Genomic DNA, 17,211 nt, shown 5'->3' with positions numbered 1-17,211 from the left:
CGGGCGAGGGGCCGGGGAGGGGCCCGGACCTCACACCAGCAGGCCCGCGCAGGCCTCTATGCGCACAGCGCTGCGGCCGCCGCCGCGCTTTTCCACCCTGATTTGCACGGGGATGCGCTGGCGCAGCGACTCCACATGGCTGATGACGCCGACCTTGCGGCCCTGCCCATGCAGCCGCTCCAGCGCGTCCATGGCGACGTCGAGCGTTCCCTGATCCAGCGTGCCGAAGCCCTCGTCGATGAACAGAGTGTCGACGAAGGAGCCGCGCCCCTCGAGGCTGCATAGGCCGAGCGCCAGAGCCAGCGAAGCGAGAAAGCGCTCGCCGCCGGAGAGCGAGCGCGTCGAGCGGCGCTCGTCGCAGAGATCGCGATCGACGATCTGCAAGCCGAGATCGGCCGTATCGCTGGCCGAGCGCTCCAGCCGATAGCGCGTCGTCAGCGTCGACAGATTGCGATTGGCGAGCGCGACGAGATGCTCCAGCGTAACGCTCTGCGCGAAGCGGCGGAATTTGTCGCCGCTCGCCGAGCCGATCGCCGCGTCGACCTCCGCCCAGCTCTTGTGGGTCGCCTCGGCGGCGCCGATCTCTGCGGCGAGCGTCGCGGCGCGTCCGCGCGCAATGTCGTCGGCGGCGAGTCTTTCGCCGATCTCGCCGAGCCGCCGCGCCAGCGTTTCCAGTCTCGTTTCCGCCTCCGCGCGGCGCGCGTCCAGCATTGCGACCTCTTCCTCCGGCCGTCCGGCGGCGAGCGCGTCGGCGAGGTCGCGGGCGCGCGACTCACGCTCGGTCCGCGCGGCGGCGACGGCCGCATCCGCGGCCTCGAGCCTCGCGCGTAAATCCGCGCGTTCTGCCGGCGACGCCGCGAGCAGCGTGAGCGCCGCCGCTTCGTCGAGCTGCGCGATAGCGAGCGCCGCGACGAAATCCCGCGTCGCATTTTCGCTTCGCGCGCGCGCCTCTGTGAGAGCGTCCGCCGCATGGGCGAGATCGCGCTCGGTCCCGGCGCGGCGCGCTTCCGCTTCGGCGCCGTGTCGCGTGGCGGCTTCGAGCGCCTGTTGCGCGACCAGCCGCGCTTCGTTGCAGCGCGTGCGATGGAGCGTCGTCGGCTCGCCGCCCAGCAGCTCGCGACGGCGCGCGCGCCGTTCGGCGACGACGCCCGCGCGATCGTCCTGCTGCGTCTTCGTCATTGCCGCGGCCTCTGCGAAGGCGCGCGCTTCGATGCGCAATCCGACGCGCTTTTGCGTGAGATCGGCGAGGCTGCGCTCCGCGCTCGCGGCGTTCTCGCGCGCGGCGCGATAGTCTTCGCCTCGCGTCTTCAGTCGCCGCGTCGCGCTCGGAAGATCGCGATCGAGATCGGCGGCGCCGAGATCGCAGAGCGGCAGAAAAGGCGCGAGCGCGCGATTGACCGCGCCGAGGCTTTCCGTCGCGGCGGCGCGGGCTTCGCCGAGCCGCGCCGTCTCCTCGCGCGCGGCGGCGGCGTGCGCGAGACTTTCGTCGCGCCTTTGTCTGCGCTCGTCGATCGCCGCGGCGAGGCGATCATATTTCTGGCGCAGCGCATCCATATCGGCGCGCAGCGCGCGCGCGCGCGCCAGCCGATCGTCGAGCCCGACGCTCTCGCGCTCGATCGCCTCGCCGACGCGGGCGAGCGCCGCCAGATCGTCGATCGTCGGCGGCGTCGGCAGCGCCTCGTCGCGCCAGCGCCCACGCGCTTCGTCATAGTCTCTCGCGGCGTCCTCGCCTTCGGCCAGCGCCTCGTCGTGGCGGCGCGTCGCATCGGCGGCGTGCTCCTGCGCTGCGGCGAGACGGCCGCTCGCCGCGGCGATCGCGCGTTCGGCTTCCGTCATCTCGCGGCGCAGCGCGTCGCGTCGGGCGCGCAGCTCGGCGATGAGCGCGTCGGCGGCCTCGCTCGAATGGGCGTGCGGATGCTCGCGCGCGCCGCAGACGGGGCAGGGCGCGTCTTCGACGAGGCTCGCGCGCAGCGCCAACGCCTGCTTGGAGACGGCGGCGTCGGCGATCTCGCCGAGCCGCTCGACCTCGCCGCGCTTCGCCTCGCCGATCTCGCGCGCGGCGCGGGCCTCGTGCAGCGCGCGCGTCTCGCTCGCCTGCGCGGCGTTCGCGGCCTCGAGGTCCAGCGCCGCGCGTCGCGACGTCTCGCGCGCTTTCGCATGGCGTCGCATCTGCGTCTCGAGCTGCGTCGCCAGCCGGGCCAGCGCGTCGAGCGCGCGGCGACGCGCGCTCGCTTGCTCCTCCTTCAGCTGCGCGAGCGCATCGCCACGCGCTTCGATCTGCGCCGCCAGAGTGGCGCGCTCCGCATTGGCGTCGCGGTCGGCGGCCTCGAGCGTCTCCAGCGCGCGGCTCGCGGCGTCGATCGCGTCGCCGAGCGCTTTCGCGCGCGCGCCATTGCCGGCGAGCGATTTGGCGGTCTCGCGTCGCCGCTCGAGCCATTCGGAGATCTCGTTCCAGCGCGCGAGCAGCGGCTCGGCGGCGGCGAGACGCTCCAGCGCCGCGCGGGTCGTCGCGGCCTCGGCCTCGGCCGTCGCGACGCATTCGGCGAGCGCGGCGTCTTCGGCCGCCTTCTGCTGCGCCGATTGCGCGGCGTCGCGTGCGGCGCGCTCGGCCTTGGTCGCCTCCTGCTCGGCGGCGACGACCTCGGCGTCGAGGCGTTCGGCCTGCGACCATAGCGGCCCGAAGGTCTTGAACTCCGCTTCCGCCGTCTCCAATCGCGCGCGTTTCTGCGCTTCTTCCGCACGCGCCGTCTCGAGCGCGGCCTGCGCTTTCGCTATGGCTTCGCGCGCGGCGCTTTCGCTCGCCGTCGCGCGGGCGAGCGCGCTCGTCGCCGTATCGCGCGCGGCGAGCGGCGCGCGCAGCGGCTCGGCGCGATCGAGCGTCGCGGATCGTTCGCGCGTCTCGGCGAGCGCCTGCTGCGCCGCCAGCGCCGCGTCATGACGCGCGAGCGCGTCGGCGAGGCGCGTTTCCGCTTGCGCAATGGCCTCGTGGCGGCGCAGCAGCGCGGCGGCCGCGTCGCGCTCGCGCGCGGCCTCGGCGCGGCCGGCCTCGGAGATTTCGCGCTCGCTCTCCAGCGCCGTGCGGACCTCGTCCGGCAACAGGCCGACATCGTCGCGACGACGGCGCAATATGTCCAGCGCCTCGAGCGCGGATTTGGCGCGCAGATAGACGCGCTTCGATATCTCCGCATAGACCGAGGCGCCGGTGATCTTCTCGAGCAGATCGGCGCGCTCCTTCGAATCGGCGCGCAAAAAGGCGTCGAAGTCGCCTTGCGCCAGCAGCACGGTGCGGCGAAACTGCTCGAAGGTGAGATCGGTGAGCTCGACGATCTTGGCGCGCACCGGCTCGACGCCCGAGGCCACGGCCGCGACCACCGCGCCGGCGGCGTCCAGGCGATGCAGCGCGCGGCTGCGTTGTTGCAGATTGCCCGTCGGCCGCCCTCGCGCGCGCGCGATGTCGCAGCGGGCGCGATAGCGCTCCCCGTCGCGGCCCAGAAAATCCACCTCGGCGAAGCCGCGTCCCGCGCCGCGCCGCAGAATGGAGCGTGGATCGGCGGCGCTGACCGTCTGCCCGCTGGGGTCCGGCACGCTCTCATTGACGCCCTGCGCGGCGACGCGCGGAAACGCGTCATAGAGCGCGAGGCAGAGCGCATCCAGAATGGTGGATTTGCCGGCGCCGGTCTCGCCGGTGATGGCGAAGAGGCCGGCGTCGCGCAGCGGCTGCTTTTCGAAATCGATCTCGAAACGCTCGGCGAGACTCGCGAGATTTTCGCCCCGGATCGCGAGAATGCGCATTATTCCTCCGAGGCGGCGGAGTGGAACAGCGTCAGATGCTCCGCCGTCGGCTCGGCTCTATGGGTGAGCGCGAAGGCCTCGCGGAACAATTCCACCGGCTGGCGCTCGGAGAGGCGCAGAGCTGCGGGCGCCGGCGTCTCCGCCTCGAGGCGCTGCGGACGCTCCACGGTGAGCGAGGCGAGGCGGATCGGAAATTTTTCCGCGATCGCGTCGATCTCGGCGTCGAGTCCGACGATCGGCCCATCGGCGGCGATGGTGAGATGAACGAAAGGTTTCTCATCGGCCGGCGTCGCAGCGTCGAGGCCGAGCGCGACGAAAGCGGCCTCGACGCCCTCGCGCGCGATTCCACCGCGCGGCGGAATGCGCAGGCAGGCCGTCGGGCGGGGGAGGGGGACATGCTCGATGCTCGTCTGCGCGCCGTCGATGGCGACGATGGTCACGCCGTGACGATAGTCGATCTCCGTCTTGGAGAGCGGAAACAGCGAGCCGGAATAGCGCACGCTCTCGCGTCCGACCGCTTGCGGCCGATGCAGATGGCCGAGCGCGACATAGGCGATGTCCGGCGGAAACACGTCCGGCGGAACCGCATGCTCGCCGCCGACCAGAATGCGGCGCTCGGCGCCTTCCGATTCGAGGCCGCCGGCGACATGCAGATGGCCTGTGACGACGAGCGGCGCCGCGCCGATGCGGGCCCGCGCCGCGGCGATGAGCTCGGCATAGAGCGCGCGCACGGAGCGCACGACGGGCGAGCCCTCGCCGGCGCCGTCGAGGACCGGCAGATCGGCGGCGCGCGGATAGGGGACGGCGAGAAGATGCGCCTCGATCGCGCCGCCGGCCCCGCGCAGCGGCACGAGATGGACGTCGGCGTCGATCGCGCCGTCCTTGCGCGCGATGGTCCCGACGCCGGCGACATTGACGAGATCGAACAGGGCGCGCGGCGCTTCTATGCGCCCGGCGGGGTCGTGATTGCCGGCGAGGAGGACGATCGTCGCCGCGGGCCGGGCGGCGCGCAATTGCTTCAGCGTGTCATAGAGGAGCTTCTGCGCCTCGGCGGAAGGGTTGAGGCTGTCGAATATGTCGCCCGCGACGATGATCGCGTCGACGCGGCGCTCCGCGGCGATGGCGACCAGCGCGCGCAGGACCTTGCGATGCTCCGCCTCGCGCGGCCAGCCCTGCAGCTGCGCGCCGAGATGCCAGTCGGCCGTGTGGAGGAGGGTGAGCAGCGTCGTGTCCTTGGTGTCTTTGTGGTTCGATACCACGAAGCCGCCAAGGACACGAAGTCGGTCAGCGCTGCGGGGCGGGCTTTGGCCACAGGCTGGCGCCGGACGGGCCGACGCCGGTCTCGAGCAGCAGGACCTCGCCGTCCTTCGCCCAGCCGTAATGGACAGTGTCCGCCGGCACGACGATCGAATCGCCGGGCCCGAGAGCGCGCAGCGACGCCTCGTCGATCTGCCCGCCGACGCCCGCATAAAAGCGGCCGGAGATCACCGTCACCACGCGCGTATCGGGATGGGTGTGCGGCAGAGATCGCGCGCCGGCGGCATATTTCACCGATAGCGCATAGAGCGCGCCCGGCTGCGTCGCCGCGCCGCTCACCGGCGCGGCGGAGACGCCCGAAAACAGCGGCACGGGCGCATATTTCAGCTCGCTCTGCAGCACGGCCGGCGGCGGACCGTCGGCGCGCGCCGCGCCGGCGCAAAGGGCCAGCGAGGCGAAGAGGAGCGCACGCGAAAGCATGAGGCCCCCGTCAGTGGAACAGAACGAGGGTCTTCTGCAGCGTGATCGACACGCCCCAGGCGAGCGGTATGCCGACCGCGGCCCAGGCGGCGATCAGCACGATGCGCGAGCCGCCGTTCTGCGTGGCGGCGGCGCGGCGCGCCTCGGCCGCCGCGGCTTCCGCGGCCTGTCCTTCCTCGACATAGTCCTCGAAATCGGCGTGCGGCCCTTTTTCCTCCGCGACGACCGCGGCGACGCTGGTCTTCTTCTCGGCGGCGACCTCCTCGTCGGTCATGAACAGCTTCTCGGCGACCGGCCGCACCGCGAGATCGCAGATGAGGCCGACGACGAGCAGGCCGGCGAGAATATACATGGTCTGATTATAGACCGCGTCGCGCGCGACGCCGTGGTCGATCTGATAGTCGCGAATGTAATTCACCAGCACCGGGCCGAGCACGCCGGCCGTCGACCAGGCGGTGAGCAGCCTTCCGTGAATCGCGCCCACATAATGCGTGCCGAAAATATCCGCGAGATAGGCCGGAATGGTCGCGAAGCCGCCGCCATACATGGACAGGATCACGCAGAAGAACAGCACGAAGAGCACCACATTGCCCTCATGCGCGGCCCAGGGCGCGGCGGAGTAGAGGAAGAAGCCGAGGATGAAGAAGACGGCGTAGGTCGTCTTGCGGCCGAGCATGTCGGACCAAGTGGCCCAGGCCAGGCGACCGCCGATGTTGCAGAGGCTGAGCAGGCCGGTGAAGCCGGCGGCGATGGCGGCGATCTTCGCCTTTTGCGTCGCGTCGAGATCGGAAAAGCCGATGTCGAGGCCGATGAGCTTGCCGCCGAACACTTCTTGCAGCATGGGAGAGGCCATGCCGAGCACGCCGATGCCGGCGCTGACATTGAGCGTCAACACCGCCCACAGCAGCCAGAATTGCCGGGTCTTCCACGCCACTTCGAGATGCACATGGCGGCTCGTCACCATTTTATTGGCGGCCGTCGCCGAAGGCGTCCAGCCCTCCGGCTTCCAGCCGTCGCGCGGCACGCGATAGCCGAGCGAGCCGCCGACCATGAAGACGAAATAGATCGCCGCCATGGTGACGAAGGTCTGCCACACGCCGATGGAGCCGGGCGTCGCATAATAGGTCATCAACCGGTCGGCGAGGGGCGCGCCGATCATCGCCCCGCCGCCGAAGCCCATGATGGCCATGCCGGTCGCCATGCCGCGCCGGTCCGGAAACCATTTGATGAGCGTCGAGACCGGCGAGATATAGCCGAGCCCGAGGCCGATGCCGCCGATGACGCCGGAGCCGAGCCACAGCATCCAGATCTGATGCAGATAGACGCCGCCCGCCGAGATCAGCAGGCCGCCGCACCAGCACACAGCCGCCGCGAGGCCGGCCTTGCGCGGGCCGGCGGTCTCCAGCCAATGGCCGAATATGGCGGCCGAGGAGCCCAGAAACACGAAGAACAGCGTGAACGTCCAGCCGAGCATGCTGATCTTCCAATCGCAGCTCGTCGCGACGATGCTCGCGAAAAAGCCCATATCGGCCGGGCAGGCCTTGGGCTCGGAGCCGCCGACGGCGCGCGACAGCGGCAGCCAGAACACGCTGAAGCCATAGGCCATGCCGATGCACAAATGCACGGCCAGCGCGGCCGGCGGAACCAGCCAGCGGTTGAAGCCATACGCTGCGATGGAGCGCTCCCGGCTCAGAAAATGCCGGGATGGCATAGTGGCGACCGACATGAAATCCTCCGAAACCCAGCCGCATGGGCGGCGTCCTGAGCAGTCCCGAGCACCGCCCCCGAGCGGCGCTCGCTATTCCTCGACAATGCCGAGGGCTGCGACTTTTTCAACTCATTCTATCGGAAAATCGTCACAGCGCCGATCTTCGATCAATATCTATTTCTCGTCGCTCTATTCGATTCTTCTATTGCCGCTCTATCCGACGGAATGGACGACGGCTTTCTCCACTCTGACCAAAATTCGCACGAAACGCTGACGTTTTTGCGCTTGCCGACGGCCATCGGCGTCCATATTCTGTATGACGATATGTAACTGCCGTATATAGCTACGCGGCGCGCGATCGACGCGGCGGCGCGCATCCCAAAGAGCATCGCCATGCGGTTCGGCGTCTTCTGCACCTATGAAAACCCGCAGCAGGATTTCGCGCGCTGCTTCGAGACGCAGACGCGGCTCGTGCGCCATGCCGAGGCGCTCGGCTTCGAGGAGGCCTGGGTCGCCGAGCATCATTTCGAGCCCGACGCCGCCTGCCCCTCCATTCTCACGCTTCTCTCTTATCTCGCCGGCGTGACGAGCACGATACGGCTCGGCTCGGCGGCGGTGCTGCTCGCTTTCCGTAATCCGATTCAGGTGGCGGAGGATGTCGCCACCATCGACCTTCTCTCCAAGGGGCGGTTCGATTTCGGCGTGGCGCGCGGCGGGCCGTTCGAATTGCAGAACCGGCAGTTCGGCGCCGGCAAGGATTCGACGCGCGAGATGACGCTGGAGGCGCTCGGCCTCGTCAATCGCCTGCTCTACGAGGACAAGGTGACCTTCACCGGCGCGCATTACGAGGCCAATGCGCTGAGCCTCACGCCGCGCCCGCTGCAAAAGTCCATCCCCACCTATCTCGCCACGACGACGCCGGGGGCGATTCGCTATGCCGCGCGCAACGGCCATGGCGTGATGGCCGGCCCGCCTTTCCCCATAGAGCAGATCAAGGAGACCTTGCGCATCTATCGCGAGGCCGCAGGGCCGGAGGGCGATCCGCGCTTCACCATGGCGCGCTTCTATTTCGCCGCGCCGCGCCGCGAGCAGGCGCTGGCCGAGGCGGTTCCCTTCCTCTCCCGCTTCGCCGAGCGCATGCGCGGCAATTTCGCCCGCCAGGACGGCGCCGCGCCGGCCTCGCTGACGGAGGAGGGGCTGCTGCAACGCTCGCTGATCGGTGATTTCGACGAGGTGGCCGAGAAGATCGCCGCCTATCGCGAGGAGACCGACGCGCGGGCGATATTGCTGAAGCCGATCTCGCGGGATGCCGAGAAGAATTTGCGCTCGCTCGAGGATTTCGCGCGCCATGTGCGGCCGATGCTGGGCGTGGAGGCGGCGGCGGCGCAGTAGAGGGGGGGGGCGTGCCGAGCGCGTAATATTTTCAATCGCCCAGAAACATTGAATTATATCTTCGGCTGTCTGCGACTCGTACATCAACCTCAATTGTAAGGTGTACAAAAGACCTCGACGAATCAGGGTGATTCAATAATCGATCAGTTTCGACAGAAATTCCGGTCAATAACGAGTCGTCTTCCAGGAGACAAAATATCGGTCCGGAGATTGTGTTGTCATTAACTACTTGATCTTGGGGCGGTTTCGAAAGTGCATCTAATAATGTCTTTAAACGGTTATCAATGTCGCCGCCCGAGTATATATTTCCTGGGGCACCCTGGCGCAAAAATTTTATTTTTAGGCTACATGTTAATGCGAGTGACTTCCTTACAAGTGGAACAAATGTCCTTCCTCCAACGGAGAACGGTACTAACAAATCTACCTCATCTAGATGGCCATGGCTAACAGCTTTCCAATTGTCTTCGTATTCGTGGTGTCCCTCGATGATTAGCAGGCTTGGGATGGCTTTGTTAAAGTAGCGATGTCGATCAACCCGTAGCAGGGCAGGGTGAACTTGCCAAAGCTGTTCCAGTTGAGGATGGAAATGATTGCGAATTTCCCATTTTTTCCGTGCCTTATTAGAGCCGCCGTTGCCTGTAGAAGGGAGTTCGCCATCGAATGTAAGAACGAATTTCACCTGCTGCCATCCTAAAATTCGGTTGCAAGAATCGGCTTCTTTGACAAGCAAGCTAACTTTAGCCTGCTGCCGGTTCAAGTGGGTTGCAGAACGCACCGAGAACGCCTATCCTCCTGTTCATGATTTGTTTATGAACGCGCGCCATCATGCTCGCGCCGGGTGGAAGCGCGCCGCAGGCGGAGCGGCGCCGGGGGATTCCTATGCTGACCAAGAAACAGAGCGATTTGCTGCGCTTCATCCATGAGCGCCTGAAGGAGACCGGCGTGCCGCCCTCCTTCGACGAGATGAAGGACGCGCTCGATCTGCGCTCCAAATCCGGCATCCATCGGCTCATTCTCGCGCTCGAGGAGCGCGGCTTCATTCGCCGCCTGCCCAATCGCGCCCGCGCGCTCGAGGTGCTGCGCCTGCCCGAATCGGCGACGCCTCGCGTCGCCGCGCGCGGCGGTAAATTCTCGCCCTCCGTCATAGAGGGCGCGCTCGGCCGCATGCGCTCCGTCCCGGCCGGGGAGCCGGAGTCCGATCAGCAGGTGGCGATTCCGGTCATGGGCCGCATCGCCGCCGGCACGCCCATTTCCGCGCTGCAGAGCCGCAGCCATACGATCAATCTGCCGCCGGACATGCTCGGCGGCGGCGAGCATTTCGCGCTCGAGGTGCGCGGCGATTCGATGATCGAGGCCGGCATTCTCGACGGCGACGTCATCGTGGTGCGCAAGCAGGACACAGCCGACACCGGCGATATCATCGTCGCCCTCATCGACGAGGAGGAGGCGACGCTGAAGCGACTGCGCAAGCGCGGCGCTTCAATAGCGCTCGAGGCCGCCAATCCGGCCTATGAGACGCGCATTTTCGGGCCCGATCGCGTGCGCATCCAGGGTCGGCTGGTCAGCCTTCTGCGCAAATACTGAGATCGGGCGCGCCGCCACGATCTCGCCGCCCTTTGCGGCCATGTTCCGCCCGTCGCGCGCCTCGCGCGCGGGCCTTTTCGCGTGGCGGATAAGCGACTAAGGCGTGTCTCGAGCGTATCGCGCTTCAAGAGGAAGCGCGCGCTGCGTCGCGAGCGGCTCACCCGGCCGCCCCGCCTCTTTCTGCACATGGACGCAAGCCTCTTTCTGCATGGACGATGGAATGTCGCACTCGACCGGCCCAATGCGCGAAATCGAAGGATCGAAGCCCCTGGCCGTCGGCCGCCGCTCACTTTTTGCACGCCTCTCGCGCCGCTGGCTGGCGGCGCTCGGCGCCGTCGCTGCGGTGGCGCTCGGCGCCGCGCTCGCGCCCTGGACCTTCTCCACCAACGCGCTGCTCGAGGAGATTTCCGGCCAGCTCAACGCCTCCTCCGGCCTCTATATCGCCGCCAAGGGGCGCTCGACCTTCTCGCTGCTGCCGCGCCCGCACATCACCATCGACAGCATCGCCTTCGCCGACCCCGCCGCGGCGCTCACCATCGAGGCCGAGCGGCTGCATGGCAATGTGCTGCTCCTCCCTTTGCTCGCCGGCCGGCTCGAGATCGCCGAGGTCGAGCTGATTCGCCCTTCGATCGAGATCGATCTCGATCGCAAGCCGATGGGCAGCGCCGGCGCCGCGGTGCGCGCCGCGGCGGCGCGGCCGTCGACGCCCGCCGCCGAGAAAGCCGATCGCGCGCGGCTCGGCGGCGTCTCCATCGTGTCGGGCGTCGCGCGGCTCAAATATTCCGGCGGCGAGGAGACTCTGCAAGACATAGACGCGACGCTCGATTGGCGCACCGTCGGCTCGCCGGCGACGCTCGACGTCGGCTTCTCCTGGCGCGGCGAGCGTCCGCGCGCCACGCTGTGGGTGCTGAAACCCGGAGCGCTGCTGCGCGGCGAGCAGACGCCGGTCACTGTCCGCCTCGATTCCGACAGCGTGCGGCTGGAGGCGGAGGGCTTCGGCCAGCTCGGCGCCAAGCCGCGCTACATGGGGCGGCTCACCGCCTCCTCGCCATCGCTGCGCCATGCGCTCGGCCTCGCCAAGGTGAGCGCGCCGCTGCCCGGCCCGTTCGAGAATGTGCAGCTCTCCGCCAAGGCCAGCGTCGGCCTGCGCGATTTCCAGCTCACCGATCTGAAGCTCTCGGCCGACGACAATGAGTTCGAGGGCTCTTTCGCGCTGCGCCACGAGGGCGACAAGCCGATCGTCCATGCGACGCTCGCCAGCAATTTCGTGTCGCTGAAGCCGATGATCGCCGATCTTCCGGCGCTCTCCGGCGCGGACGGCCAGTGGAGCCGCGACGCTTTCTCGTTGCCGGACATTCAGGACGCCGATGTCGATCTGCGGCTCTCGGCGACGCGCGCCCGCATCTTGCGGCTCAATCTGGAAGACGCCGCGCTGTCGCTGCTGCTGCGCGGCGGACGGCTCGAGATCGCTCTGGCCGAAGCGCAGGCCTATAAGGGCACGGTCAAGGGCCGCGCCACTTTCGCCGCCAATCCGGCGGGCGGGCTCGAATTCCACGCCAATGGGCAGTTGACCGGCGTCGACGCCGGCGCGCTGGTCTGGGACCTCGCGGCGCGGCCCGATCTCGGCGGCGCGCTGGACGCGACATTCGCGCTCGACGCAGCCGGCGATAGCGTCGCCCAGCTCATGCGCGATCTCGACGGCCGCGCGAGCCTCTCGCTGTCGGAGGGCGAGGTCGGCGGCATCGATCTCGAGCGCGCGCTGCGCCGCGTCGACAAGCGGCCATTGTCGAGCGCGATGGACATTCGCTCCGGCCATTCATTGGTGGACCGCGCCAGCGCGACGATCAAGATCGTGAAGGGCGCCGCCAATATAGAGGACGGCCAGGCGCATGGGCCGGGGTTTGCGCTGGCCTTCGCCGGCCAGACGCGCATTCCCGAGCGCAGCCTGGCGATGAAGGCGCAGGCCAATGAGGCCGACGCCGCCGGCAAGCCGCGCGAGAAGGGCGTGCAGATCGGCTTCGATCTCTCCGGCGCCTGGGACGATCCCGTCTTCGCGCCGGACGCCGCCGCGCTGATCAAGCGCTCCGGCGCGGCGGCGCCGCTGCTGCCGCGCGTGGAGCCGGAGGCAGGCGCGGCGAAGGAGCGGTGACGGGCGCCGGCCGAGTTCTGTGTTTTACAAAATGTCGACCTGAGTTCCGGCCTTCACCCGGCCCCGCCGCCCTTCGCGCGCCCGCGCGTCAGCAGCGCCGATAGGCCGAGCGCGACGGAAACGAAGGCCAGCAGCAAGGTCGATATGGCGTTGACCTCCGGCGACACGCCGAGCCGCACCTGCGAATAGATGCGCATCGGCAATGTCGTCGCGCCCGGGCCGGTGGTGAAGCTGGCGATCACGAGATCGTCGAGCGAGATGATGAAGGCGAGCAGATAGGCGCTGACGACGGAGGGCGCGATCAGCGGCAGGGTGACGAGCGCGAAGGCGCGAAACGGCGTCGCGCCGAGGTCCATCGCCGCTTCCTCGAGCGTGCGGTCGCAGCCCTTCAATGCGGCATGGATCATCACCGTGGCGAAGCACATCGTGAAGGCCGAATGCGCCAGCGCCAGCGTGAGAAAGCCGCGCTCGACGCCGAGCGCGACGAAGACCAGCAGAAGCCCGAGGCCGAGCACGACTTCCGGCATCACCAGCGGCGCATAGATGGAGCCGGCGAACAGGGTGCGCGTGCGGAAGCCGCCGAAACGCGCCAGCGCCAGCGCCGCGAGCAATCCGTTGATCGATGCGATGAGCGCGGAGAGCGCCGCCGCGGCGAGGCTGATCTCGGCGGCGCGCAGCATCTGCTCGTCGTGAAGCAGCGCCGCATACCATTTGGTCGAGAAGCCGCCCCAGACGGTGACGAGACGCGAGGCGTTGAAGCTCATCGTCGCCAGAATGACGATCGGCGCGTAGAGAAAGCCGAATCCAGCGATGAGCGCGGCGAGGCGGAGAGGGCGCGCGCCGCTCATCGCCGGCCCTCGCGCAATTGCGCGCGCTCGAACAGCAGAATGGGGACGAGCAGCAGGGCGAGCAGCGTCACTGTCGCCGCCGAGGCCGCCGGCCAGTCGCGATTGGCGAAGAAATCATTCCATAAAGTGCGGCCGATCATCAGAGTGTCGGAGCCGCCGAGCAGATCGGGAATGACGAATTCGCCGACCGCCGGAATGAAGACGAGCAGAGCGCCGGCGACGATCCCGCGACGCGACAAAGGCAGGGTGACGCGCAGAAACACCTGTAGCGGCGCGGCGCCGAGATCGGCGGCGGCCTCGCGCAGAGCAGGGTCTTGACCCTCGATCGCCGCATAGAGCGGCAGCAGCATGAAGGGCAGATAGGAATAGACGATGCCGACGACGACCGCGCCGCTCGTCGCGAGCATCGGCAGCGGAGCTTCGATGAGGCCGAGCGCCATCAGCGCGTGATTGATGATCCCCTCGTCCTTCAGCAGCGTGATCCAGGCGTAGACGCGGATGAGAAAGCTCGTCCAGAAGGGCGCGACCGCGAAGCCGATCAGAATGGGCCGCAATCGTCGCGGCGCGCGCGCTATGGCGAGCGCGAAAGGATAGGCGATGGCGAGGCAGATGATTGTCGCGACGCCGGCGATGGTCAACGAGGAGAGATAGGAGTCGAGATAGAGATTATCCTCGGCGAGGCCGCGATAGGCGTCGAGGCCGAGCTGCGAGATCCGTTCCCAAAGGCCCGAGACGCCGTTCGAAAGATCGAAGACGGGCTCATAGGGCGGGCGCGTCTGCGTCGGATGCGACAGCGAGATTTTGACGATGAGCGCGAAAGGCGCGAGGAAGAACAGCGCGATCCAGGCGTAGGGCGCCGCGATGACGAGCCTCTCGCCGCGCGTGAGCCTGCGTCTTTTGTCGTGCTCCGGCATTATTCGCTCGCGAAGAAGCGCGCGGCCGCGGGCGCGATGGAAATGCGCGCGGCGTCGCCGATGGCGAAGGACGCTCCGCCGATCGCGCCGCGCGAGACGCGCAACGTCTCGCCGCCGGGCAGACGCAGGCGAAAATACGTCCTCTCGCCGCGAAAGGCGACGTCCTCCACCACGCCGTCGACGCTCGCGCCACCCACTTCTGCGCCATCCGTGCTCACAGGCGCGATAGCGATGCGCTCGGGCCGCAGGGCGAGCACGGCTTTCGCGCCATCGCCGAGGCCGCTGTCGCCGGCCGGCAGGCGGCCGAGCGGACCGACGAATTCGCCGCTCTCGATATGGCCCGCGAGGAAATTCATCTGCCCGATGAAGGAGGCGACGAAGCGCGTCGCCGGGCGCTCATAGACATCCGCCGGCGCGCCGATCTGCTCTATGCGGCCGGCGCGCATCACGGCGATGCGGTCGGCCATCGCCAGCGCCTCGTCCTGATCATGGGTGACGACGACGAAGCTCGTTTTGAGCTTGCGTTGGATTTCCTTGATCTGGAATTGCGTCTCCTCGCGCAATTGCCGATCGAGCGCGCCCAAGGGCTCGTCGAGCAGCAATAGTCGGGGGCCGGGCGCGAGCGCGCGGGCGAGCGCCACGCGCTGCCGCTGGCCGCCGGAGAGCTGATCCGGCCTTCGCGTCTCGACGCCCTCGAGCCGCACGATCTGCAACAGCTCGGCGACGCGCGCGGCGATCTCGGACTTGGTCTTGCCCTGCTGGCGCAGGCCGAAGGCGATGTTGTCGAACACGCCGAGATGCGGGAACAGCGCATAGGATTGGAACATCAGATTGACCGGACGCCGATGCGGCGGCGCGCCGCTCATATCGGCGCCCTCGATCTCGACGCGGCCGGCGTCCGCCGTCTCGAAGCCGGCGACGAGGCGCATCAGCGTGGTCTTGCCGCAGCCGGAGGGGCCGAGCAGCGCGAAAAACTCGCCGGCGCCGACCTCGAGCGACACATTCTCGAGCGCCGTGATCGCGCCGAAGCGCTTGGACGCGCCTTTGATCGAGAGTAGCGGCGCGTCGGTCATTTCGCTTCCGTTCTGCGATCGGCGGCGCGAGCCTCCGAGGCGCGCAATTGGCCCGTCAGCCGTCCCGGCGGAAGGCCGCCCGCCAATGGCGCGCCATGGCGTCGGTCGCGGGAATATCCTCGACCGTCTCGGGACGCAAGCCGGCGACGGCGAGCGCCGCGATGCGGCTCGGCGGCAGCGGCCAGGGAGGGCCGGCGATCTCCTGCCCCTCGTCGCGGGCGCGGGCGATGACGAGCAGCAGCCCGCCCGGCGCGACCAGAGCCGCCAGCGCCTGCGACGCCTGATCGAGCAGCGAATCGGGAAGCGCCTGCAGCGTGTAGCATTCATGGACGAGAGCGAAGCTCCCGCGCCATTCCGGCGGCGGCGCGAAGAGATCGGCGGCGCGATAATCGACGGCGCTCTGTGGAAAACGGCGCTTCGCCCAGGCCACCGCCTCGTCGATGAGATCGAAGGCGGTCGCCTGCGCTCCGGCGGCGGCGAGCGCCTCGGCGTTGTCGCCGAGCCCGCAGCCTATGTCGAGCGTGCGCAATCCTTCGAGAGAGCGTCCCGCGAGCCATTCCGCGAGCAGCGGATGCGGCGCGAGATGGGCCCAGGGCACGCCGGCGGCGTCGCCCTCGGCGAAGCGATAGACCGCCTCGAACCAATCCTTGCGCTGCGGATCGGCCTCCACGCCGCCCGGCCTCTTATGCGGGTCGATCGCGTCGAGACGCGCTCTCGCGGCGGCGCGGCGCGTGAAAAACGCATCGGTCACGCCTGCTTCTCCCATTTTCCGTCCTCGCTCTGGCGCCAATAGGAGAGCGTGTGCCCGTCCGACTTCAGCCGCCGCCATTGCTCGCGCGCCGCCTGCACCGCCGTCGCGTCATTGCCGTCGAACATCAGTATCGCGCGCTGCGTCGGCGCGCTCGCGGGATCGGCGAGCACGGGCGAAAGCTCCGCATTCTCGACGAAGAAGCGCACATCGGCGGAATTGGGATTGTCCGGCCCGAGCGTGAGAAAGATCGGCTGGGTTTCCGGATCGCCGTCCTTGATCGAGCCATGCGGCAGAAAGCTGTCCGCCGAATAGGACCAGAGCAGCTCGTCGAGCGCGTCGAGGCGCGCTGCGCTCGTCGCCTGGACCACGACGGTCCAGTCGCGCGCCAGCGACAGCTCGAGCAGCTTGGGCAAAGCGCTTTCCAGGGGGAGGCGCTGGAGGTGATAGAACCAGATGTCCGTCATGTCGGCGTCGTCATTCCAGATCGCATCGTATCGGCACATGGTCGGAGGGCTTCGCGCCGGCGCGCAGCTCCTTGTCGATCGTCACGCCTCGCAGCCGGTCGGCGGCCTGCGGCGACAGCAGCAGATGATCGATGCGCAGCCCCTTGTTCTTCTGCCAGGCGCCGGCCTGATAGTCCCAGAATGTGTAGAGCCCGGTCGCGTCGGTCGCGGCGCGCAGCGCCTCCGTATAGCCGAGGTTCAGCAGCTCCTGGAATTTGGCGCGCGTCTGCGGCAGGAACAGCGCGTCGCCGGCCCAGCCGACGGGGTCGTAGACGTCGCCCGGCGCCGGAATGACATTATAGTCGCCGGCCAAAATCACCGGCTCCTCGAGCGCCAGAAGGCTCGCCGCATGGGCGATGAGGCAATCCATGAAGGCGAGCTTATAGGGGTATTTTTCCGTGTCCGGCGGATTGCCGTTGGGCAGATAGATGCTGGCGACGCGCACAGCGCCGCGATCGGTGGAGACCACGGCCTCTATGTAGCGGGCCTGCGGATCATGCTCGAATTTCGGCAGGCCGCGCGCCACCTCTATCGGCGTCTTGGAGAGAATGGCGACGCCGTTGAAGGTCTTCTGCCCATGCGTCTCGACATTATAGCCGAGATCCTCGATCTCGGCGCGCGGGAAGGCCTTGTCCTCGCATTTGATCTCTTGCAGGCACAGCACGTCCGGCGCGACCTCGCGCAGATAGGCGGTGAGCGGCTCCAGCCGCTGGCGGACGGAATTGACGTTCCAAGTGGCGATGCGCAAGGCGGGCTCCCG

The 17,211-nt window shown here is 68.1% G+C and carries 14 protein-coding genes; 3 read left to right on the top strand and 11 right to left on the bottom strand.

From position 1 onward, the window contains the following. Window positions 1-30: 30 nt before the first annotated feature. From VIF40_RS03105 to VIF40_RS03090, 4 genes are all read right to left on the bottom strand, one after another. Complete coding sequence (locus VIF40_RS03105) at window positions 31-3,792, bottom strand: AAA family ATPase (protein WP_331936056.1); 3,762 nt, start codon at window positions 3,790-3,792, stop codon at window positions 31-33. After that, a complete protein-coding gene (locus VIF40_RS03100) occupies window positions 3,792-5,015 on the bottom strand; it encodes a metallophosphoesterase family protein (protein WP_414684746.1) in 1,224 nt (407 codons plus the stop codon). Before VIF40_RS03100 ends, VIF40_RS03105 begins: the two co-directional genes overlap by 1 nt. 61 nt (window positions 5,016-5,076) lie before the next feature. Further along, the gene (locus VIF40_RS03095) at window positions 5,077-5,529 is read right to left on the bottom strand and encodes a cupin domain-containing protein (RefSeq protein WP_331936054.1); all 453 of its coding nucleotides are present in this window, start codon (window positions 5,527-5,529) and stop codon (window positions 5,077-5,079) included. A 10-nt stretch (window positions 5,530-5,539) separates the two neighbouring features. Then, the gene (locus tag VIF40_RS03090; protein WP_331936053.1) at window positions 5,540-7,255 is read right to left on the bottom strand and encodes an OFA family MFS transporter; all 1,716 of its coding nucleotides are present in this window, start codon (window positions 7,253-7,255) and stop codon (window positions 5,540-5,542) included. Between the two features lie 375 nt (window positions 7,256-7,630). Here VIF40_RS03090 and VIF40_RS03085 point away from each other — a divergent pair, with 375 nt between their 5' ends. Continuing rightward, the gene (locus VIF40_RS03085; protein ID WP_331936052.1) at window positions 7,631-8,629 is read left to right on the top strand and encodes an LLM class flavin-dependent oxidoreductase; all 999 of its coding nucleotides are present in this window, start codon (window positions 7,631-7,633) and stop codon (window positions 8,627-8,629) included. Window positions 8,630-8,660: 31 nt separating this feature from the next. Here VIF40_RS03085 and VIF40_RS03080 read toward each other — a convergent pair whose 3' ends face one another. After that, the gene (locus VIF40_RS03080) at window positions 8,661-9,404 is read right to left on the bottom strand and encodes a hypothetical protein (protein ID WP_331936051.1); all 744 of its coding nucleotides are present in this window, start codon (window positions 9,402-9,404) and stop codon (window positions 8,661-8,663) included. A 104-nt stretch (window positions 9,405-9,508) separates the two neighbouring features. Between VIF40_RS03080 and lexA the strand changes: the two genes are divergently transcribed. Continuing rightward, window positions 9,509-10,213: a transcriptional repressor LexA gene (gene lexA / locus VIF40_RS03075; protein WP_331936050.1), complete on the top strand. Its 705-nt coding sequence runs from the start codon at window positions 9,509-9,511 to the stop codon at window positions 10,211-10,213. Between the two features lie 241 nt (window positions 10,214-10,454). Continuing rightward, the gene (locus tag VIF40_RS03070; protein ID WP_331936049.1) at window positions 10,455-12,362 is read left to right on the top strand and encodes an AsmA family protein; all 1,908 of its coding nucleotides are present in this window, start codon (window positions 10,455-10,457) and stop codon (window positions 12,360-12,362) included. A 53-nt stretch (window positions 12,363-12,415) separates the two neighbouring features. Here VIF40_RS03070 and VIF40_RS03065 read toward each other — a convergent pair whose 3' ends face one another. Genes VIF40_RS03065 through xth form a run of 6 tightly spaced genes read right to left on the bottom strand, consistent with a single transcriptional unit; the run spans window position 12,416 to window position 17,199 of the window. Next, window positions 12,416-13,210: an ABC transporter permease subunit gene (locus VIF40_RS03065; RefSeq protein WP_331936048.1), complete on the bottom strand. Its 795-nt coding sequence runs from the start codon at window positions 13,208-13,210 to the stop codon at window positions 12,416-12,418. Continuing rightward, on the bottom strand, window positions 13,207-14,124 hold the full coding sequence (locus tag VIF40_RS03060; protein ID WP_331936047.1) for an ABC transporter permease: 918 nt from the start codon (window positions 14,122-14,124) through the stop codon (window positions 13,207-13,209). The genes VIF40_RS03065 and VIF40_RS03060 overlap by 4 nt, the downstream gene beginning before the upstream one ends. Beyond that, a complete protein-coding gene (locus tag VIF40_RS03055; protein WP_331936046.1) occupies window positions 14,124-15,197 on the bottom strand; it encodes an ABC transporter ATP-binding protein in 1,074 nt (357 codons plus the stop codon). The genes VIF40_RS03060 and VIF40_RS03055 overlap by 1 nt, the downstream gene beginning before the upstream one ends. Before the next feature lie 55 nt (window positions 15,198-15,252). Next, the gene (locus tag VIF40_RS03050) at window positions 15,253-15,963 is read right to left on the bottom strand and encodes a class I SAM-dependent methyltransferase (RefSeq protein WP_414684743.1); all 711 of its coding nucleotides are present in this window, start codon (window positions 15,961-15,963) and stop codon (window positions 15,253-15,255) included. Beyond that, window positions 15,945-16,412, bottom strand: a complete 468-nt coding sequence (locus tag VIF40_RS03045; protein ID WP_331936044.1) for a DNA polymerase III subunit chi — start codon at window positions 16,410-16,412, stop codon at window positions 15,945-15,947. Before VIF40_RS03045 ends, VIF40_RS03050 begins: the two co-directional genes overlap by 19 nt. Window positions 16,413-16,422: 10 nt before the next feature. Further along, a complete protein-coding gene (gene xth, locus VIF40_RS03040; RefSeq protein WP_331936043.1) occupies window positions 16,423-17,199 on the bottom strand; it encodes an exodeoxyribonuclease III in 777 nt (258 codons plus the stop codon). Window positions 17,200-17,211: the final 12 nt, after the last annotated feature.

Source organism: Methylosinus sp. (assembly GCF_036560965.1).
Lineage (GTDB): Bacteria > Pseudomonadota > Alphaproteobacteria > Rhizobiales > Beijerinckiaceae > Methylosinus.
Note: the sequence above shows the minus strand (reverse complement) of the source record. Positions and strands in the feature narration are given on the sequence as shown.

Coding starts and splice junctions, on each gene's coding strand:
- VIF40_RS03050 (WP_414684743.1), bottom strand. CDS start 15,963: ATGGGAGAAGCAGGCGTGACCGATGCGTTTTTCACGCGCCGCGCCGCC.
- VIF40_RS03070 (WP_331936049.1), top strand. CDS start 10,455: ATGCGCGAAATCGAAGGATCGAAGCCCCTGGCCGTCGGCCGCCGCTCA.
- VIF40_RS03085 (WP_331936052.1), top strand. CDS start 7,631: ATGCGGTTCGGCGTCTTCTGCACCTATGAAAACCCGCAGCAGGATTTC.
- VIF40_RS03095 (WP_331936054.1), bottom strand. CDS start 5,529: ATGCTTTCGCGTGCGCTCCTCTTCGCCTCGCTGGCCCTTTGCGCCGGC.
- VIF40_RS03090 (WP_331936053.1), bottom strand. CDS start 7,255: ATGTCGGTCGCCACTATGCCATCCCGGCATTTTCTGAGCCGGGAGCGC.
- VIF40_RS03045 (WP_331936044.1), bottom strand. CDS start 16,412: ATGACGGACATCTGGTTCTATCACCTCCAGCGCCTCCCCCTGGAAAGC.
- lexA (WP_331936050.1), top strand. CDS start 9,509: ATGCTGACCAAGAAACAGAGCGATTTGCTGCGCTTCATCCATGAGCGC.
- VIF40_RS03065 (WP_331936048.1), bottom strand. CDS start 13,210: ATGAGCGGCGCGCGCCCTCTCCGCCTCGCCGCGCTCATCGCTGGATTC.
- VIF40_RS03060 (WP_331936047.1), bottom strand. CDS start 14,124: ATGCCGGAGCACGACAAAAGACGCAGGCTCACGCGCGGCGAGAGGCTC.
- VIF40_RS03105 (WP_331936056.1), bottom strand. CDS start 3,792: ATGCGCATTCTCGCGATCCGGGGCGAAAATCTCGCGAGTCTCGCCGAG.
- VIF40_RS03055 (WP_331936046.1), bottom strand. CDS start 15,197: ATGACCGACGCGCCGCTACTCTCGATCAAAGGCGCGTCCAAGCGCTTC.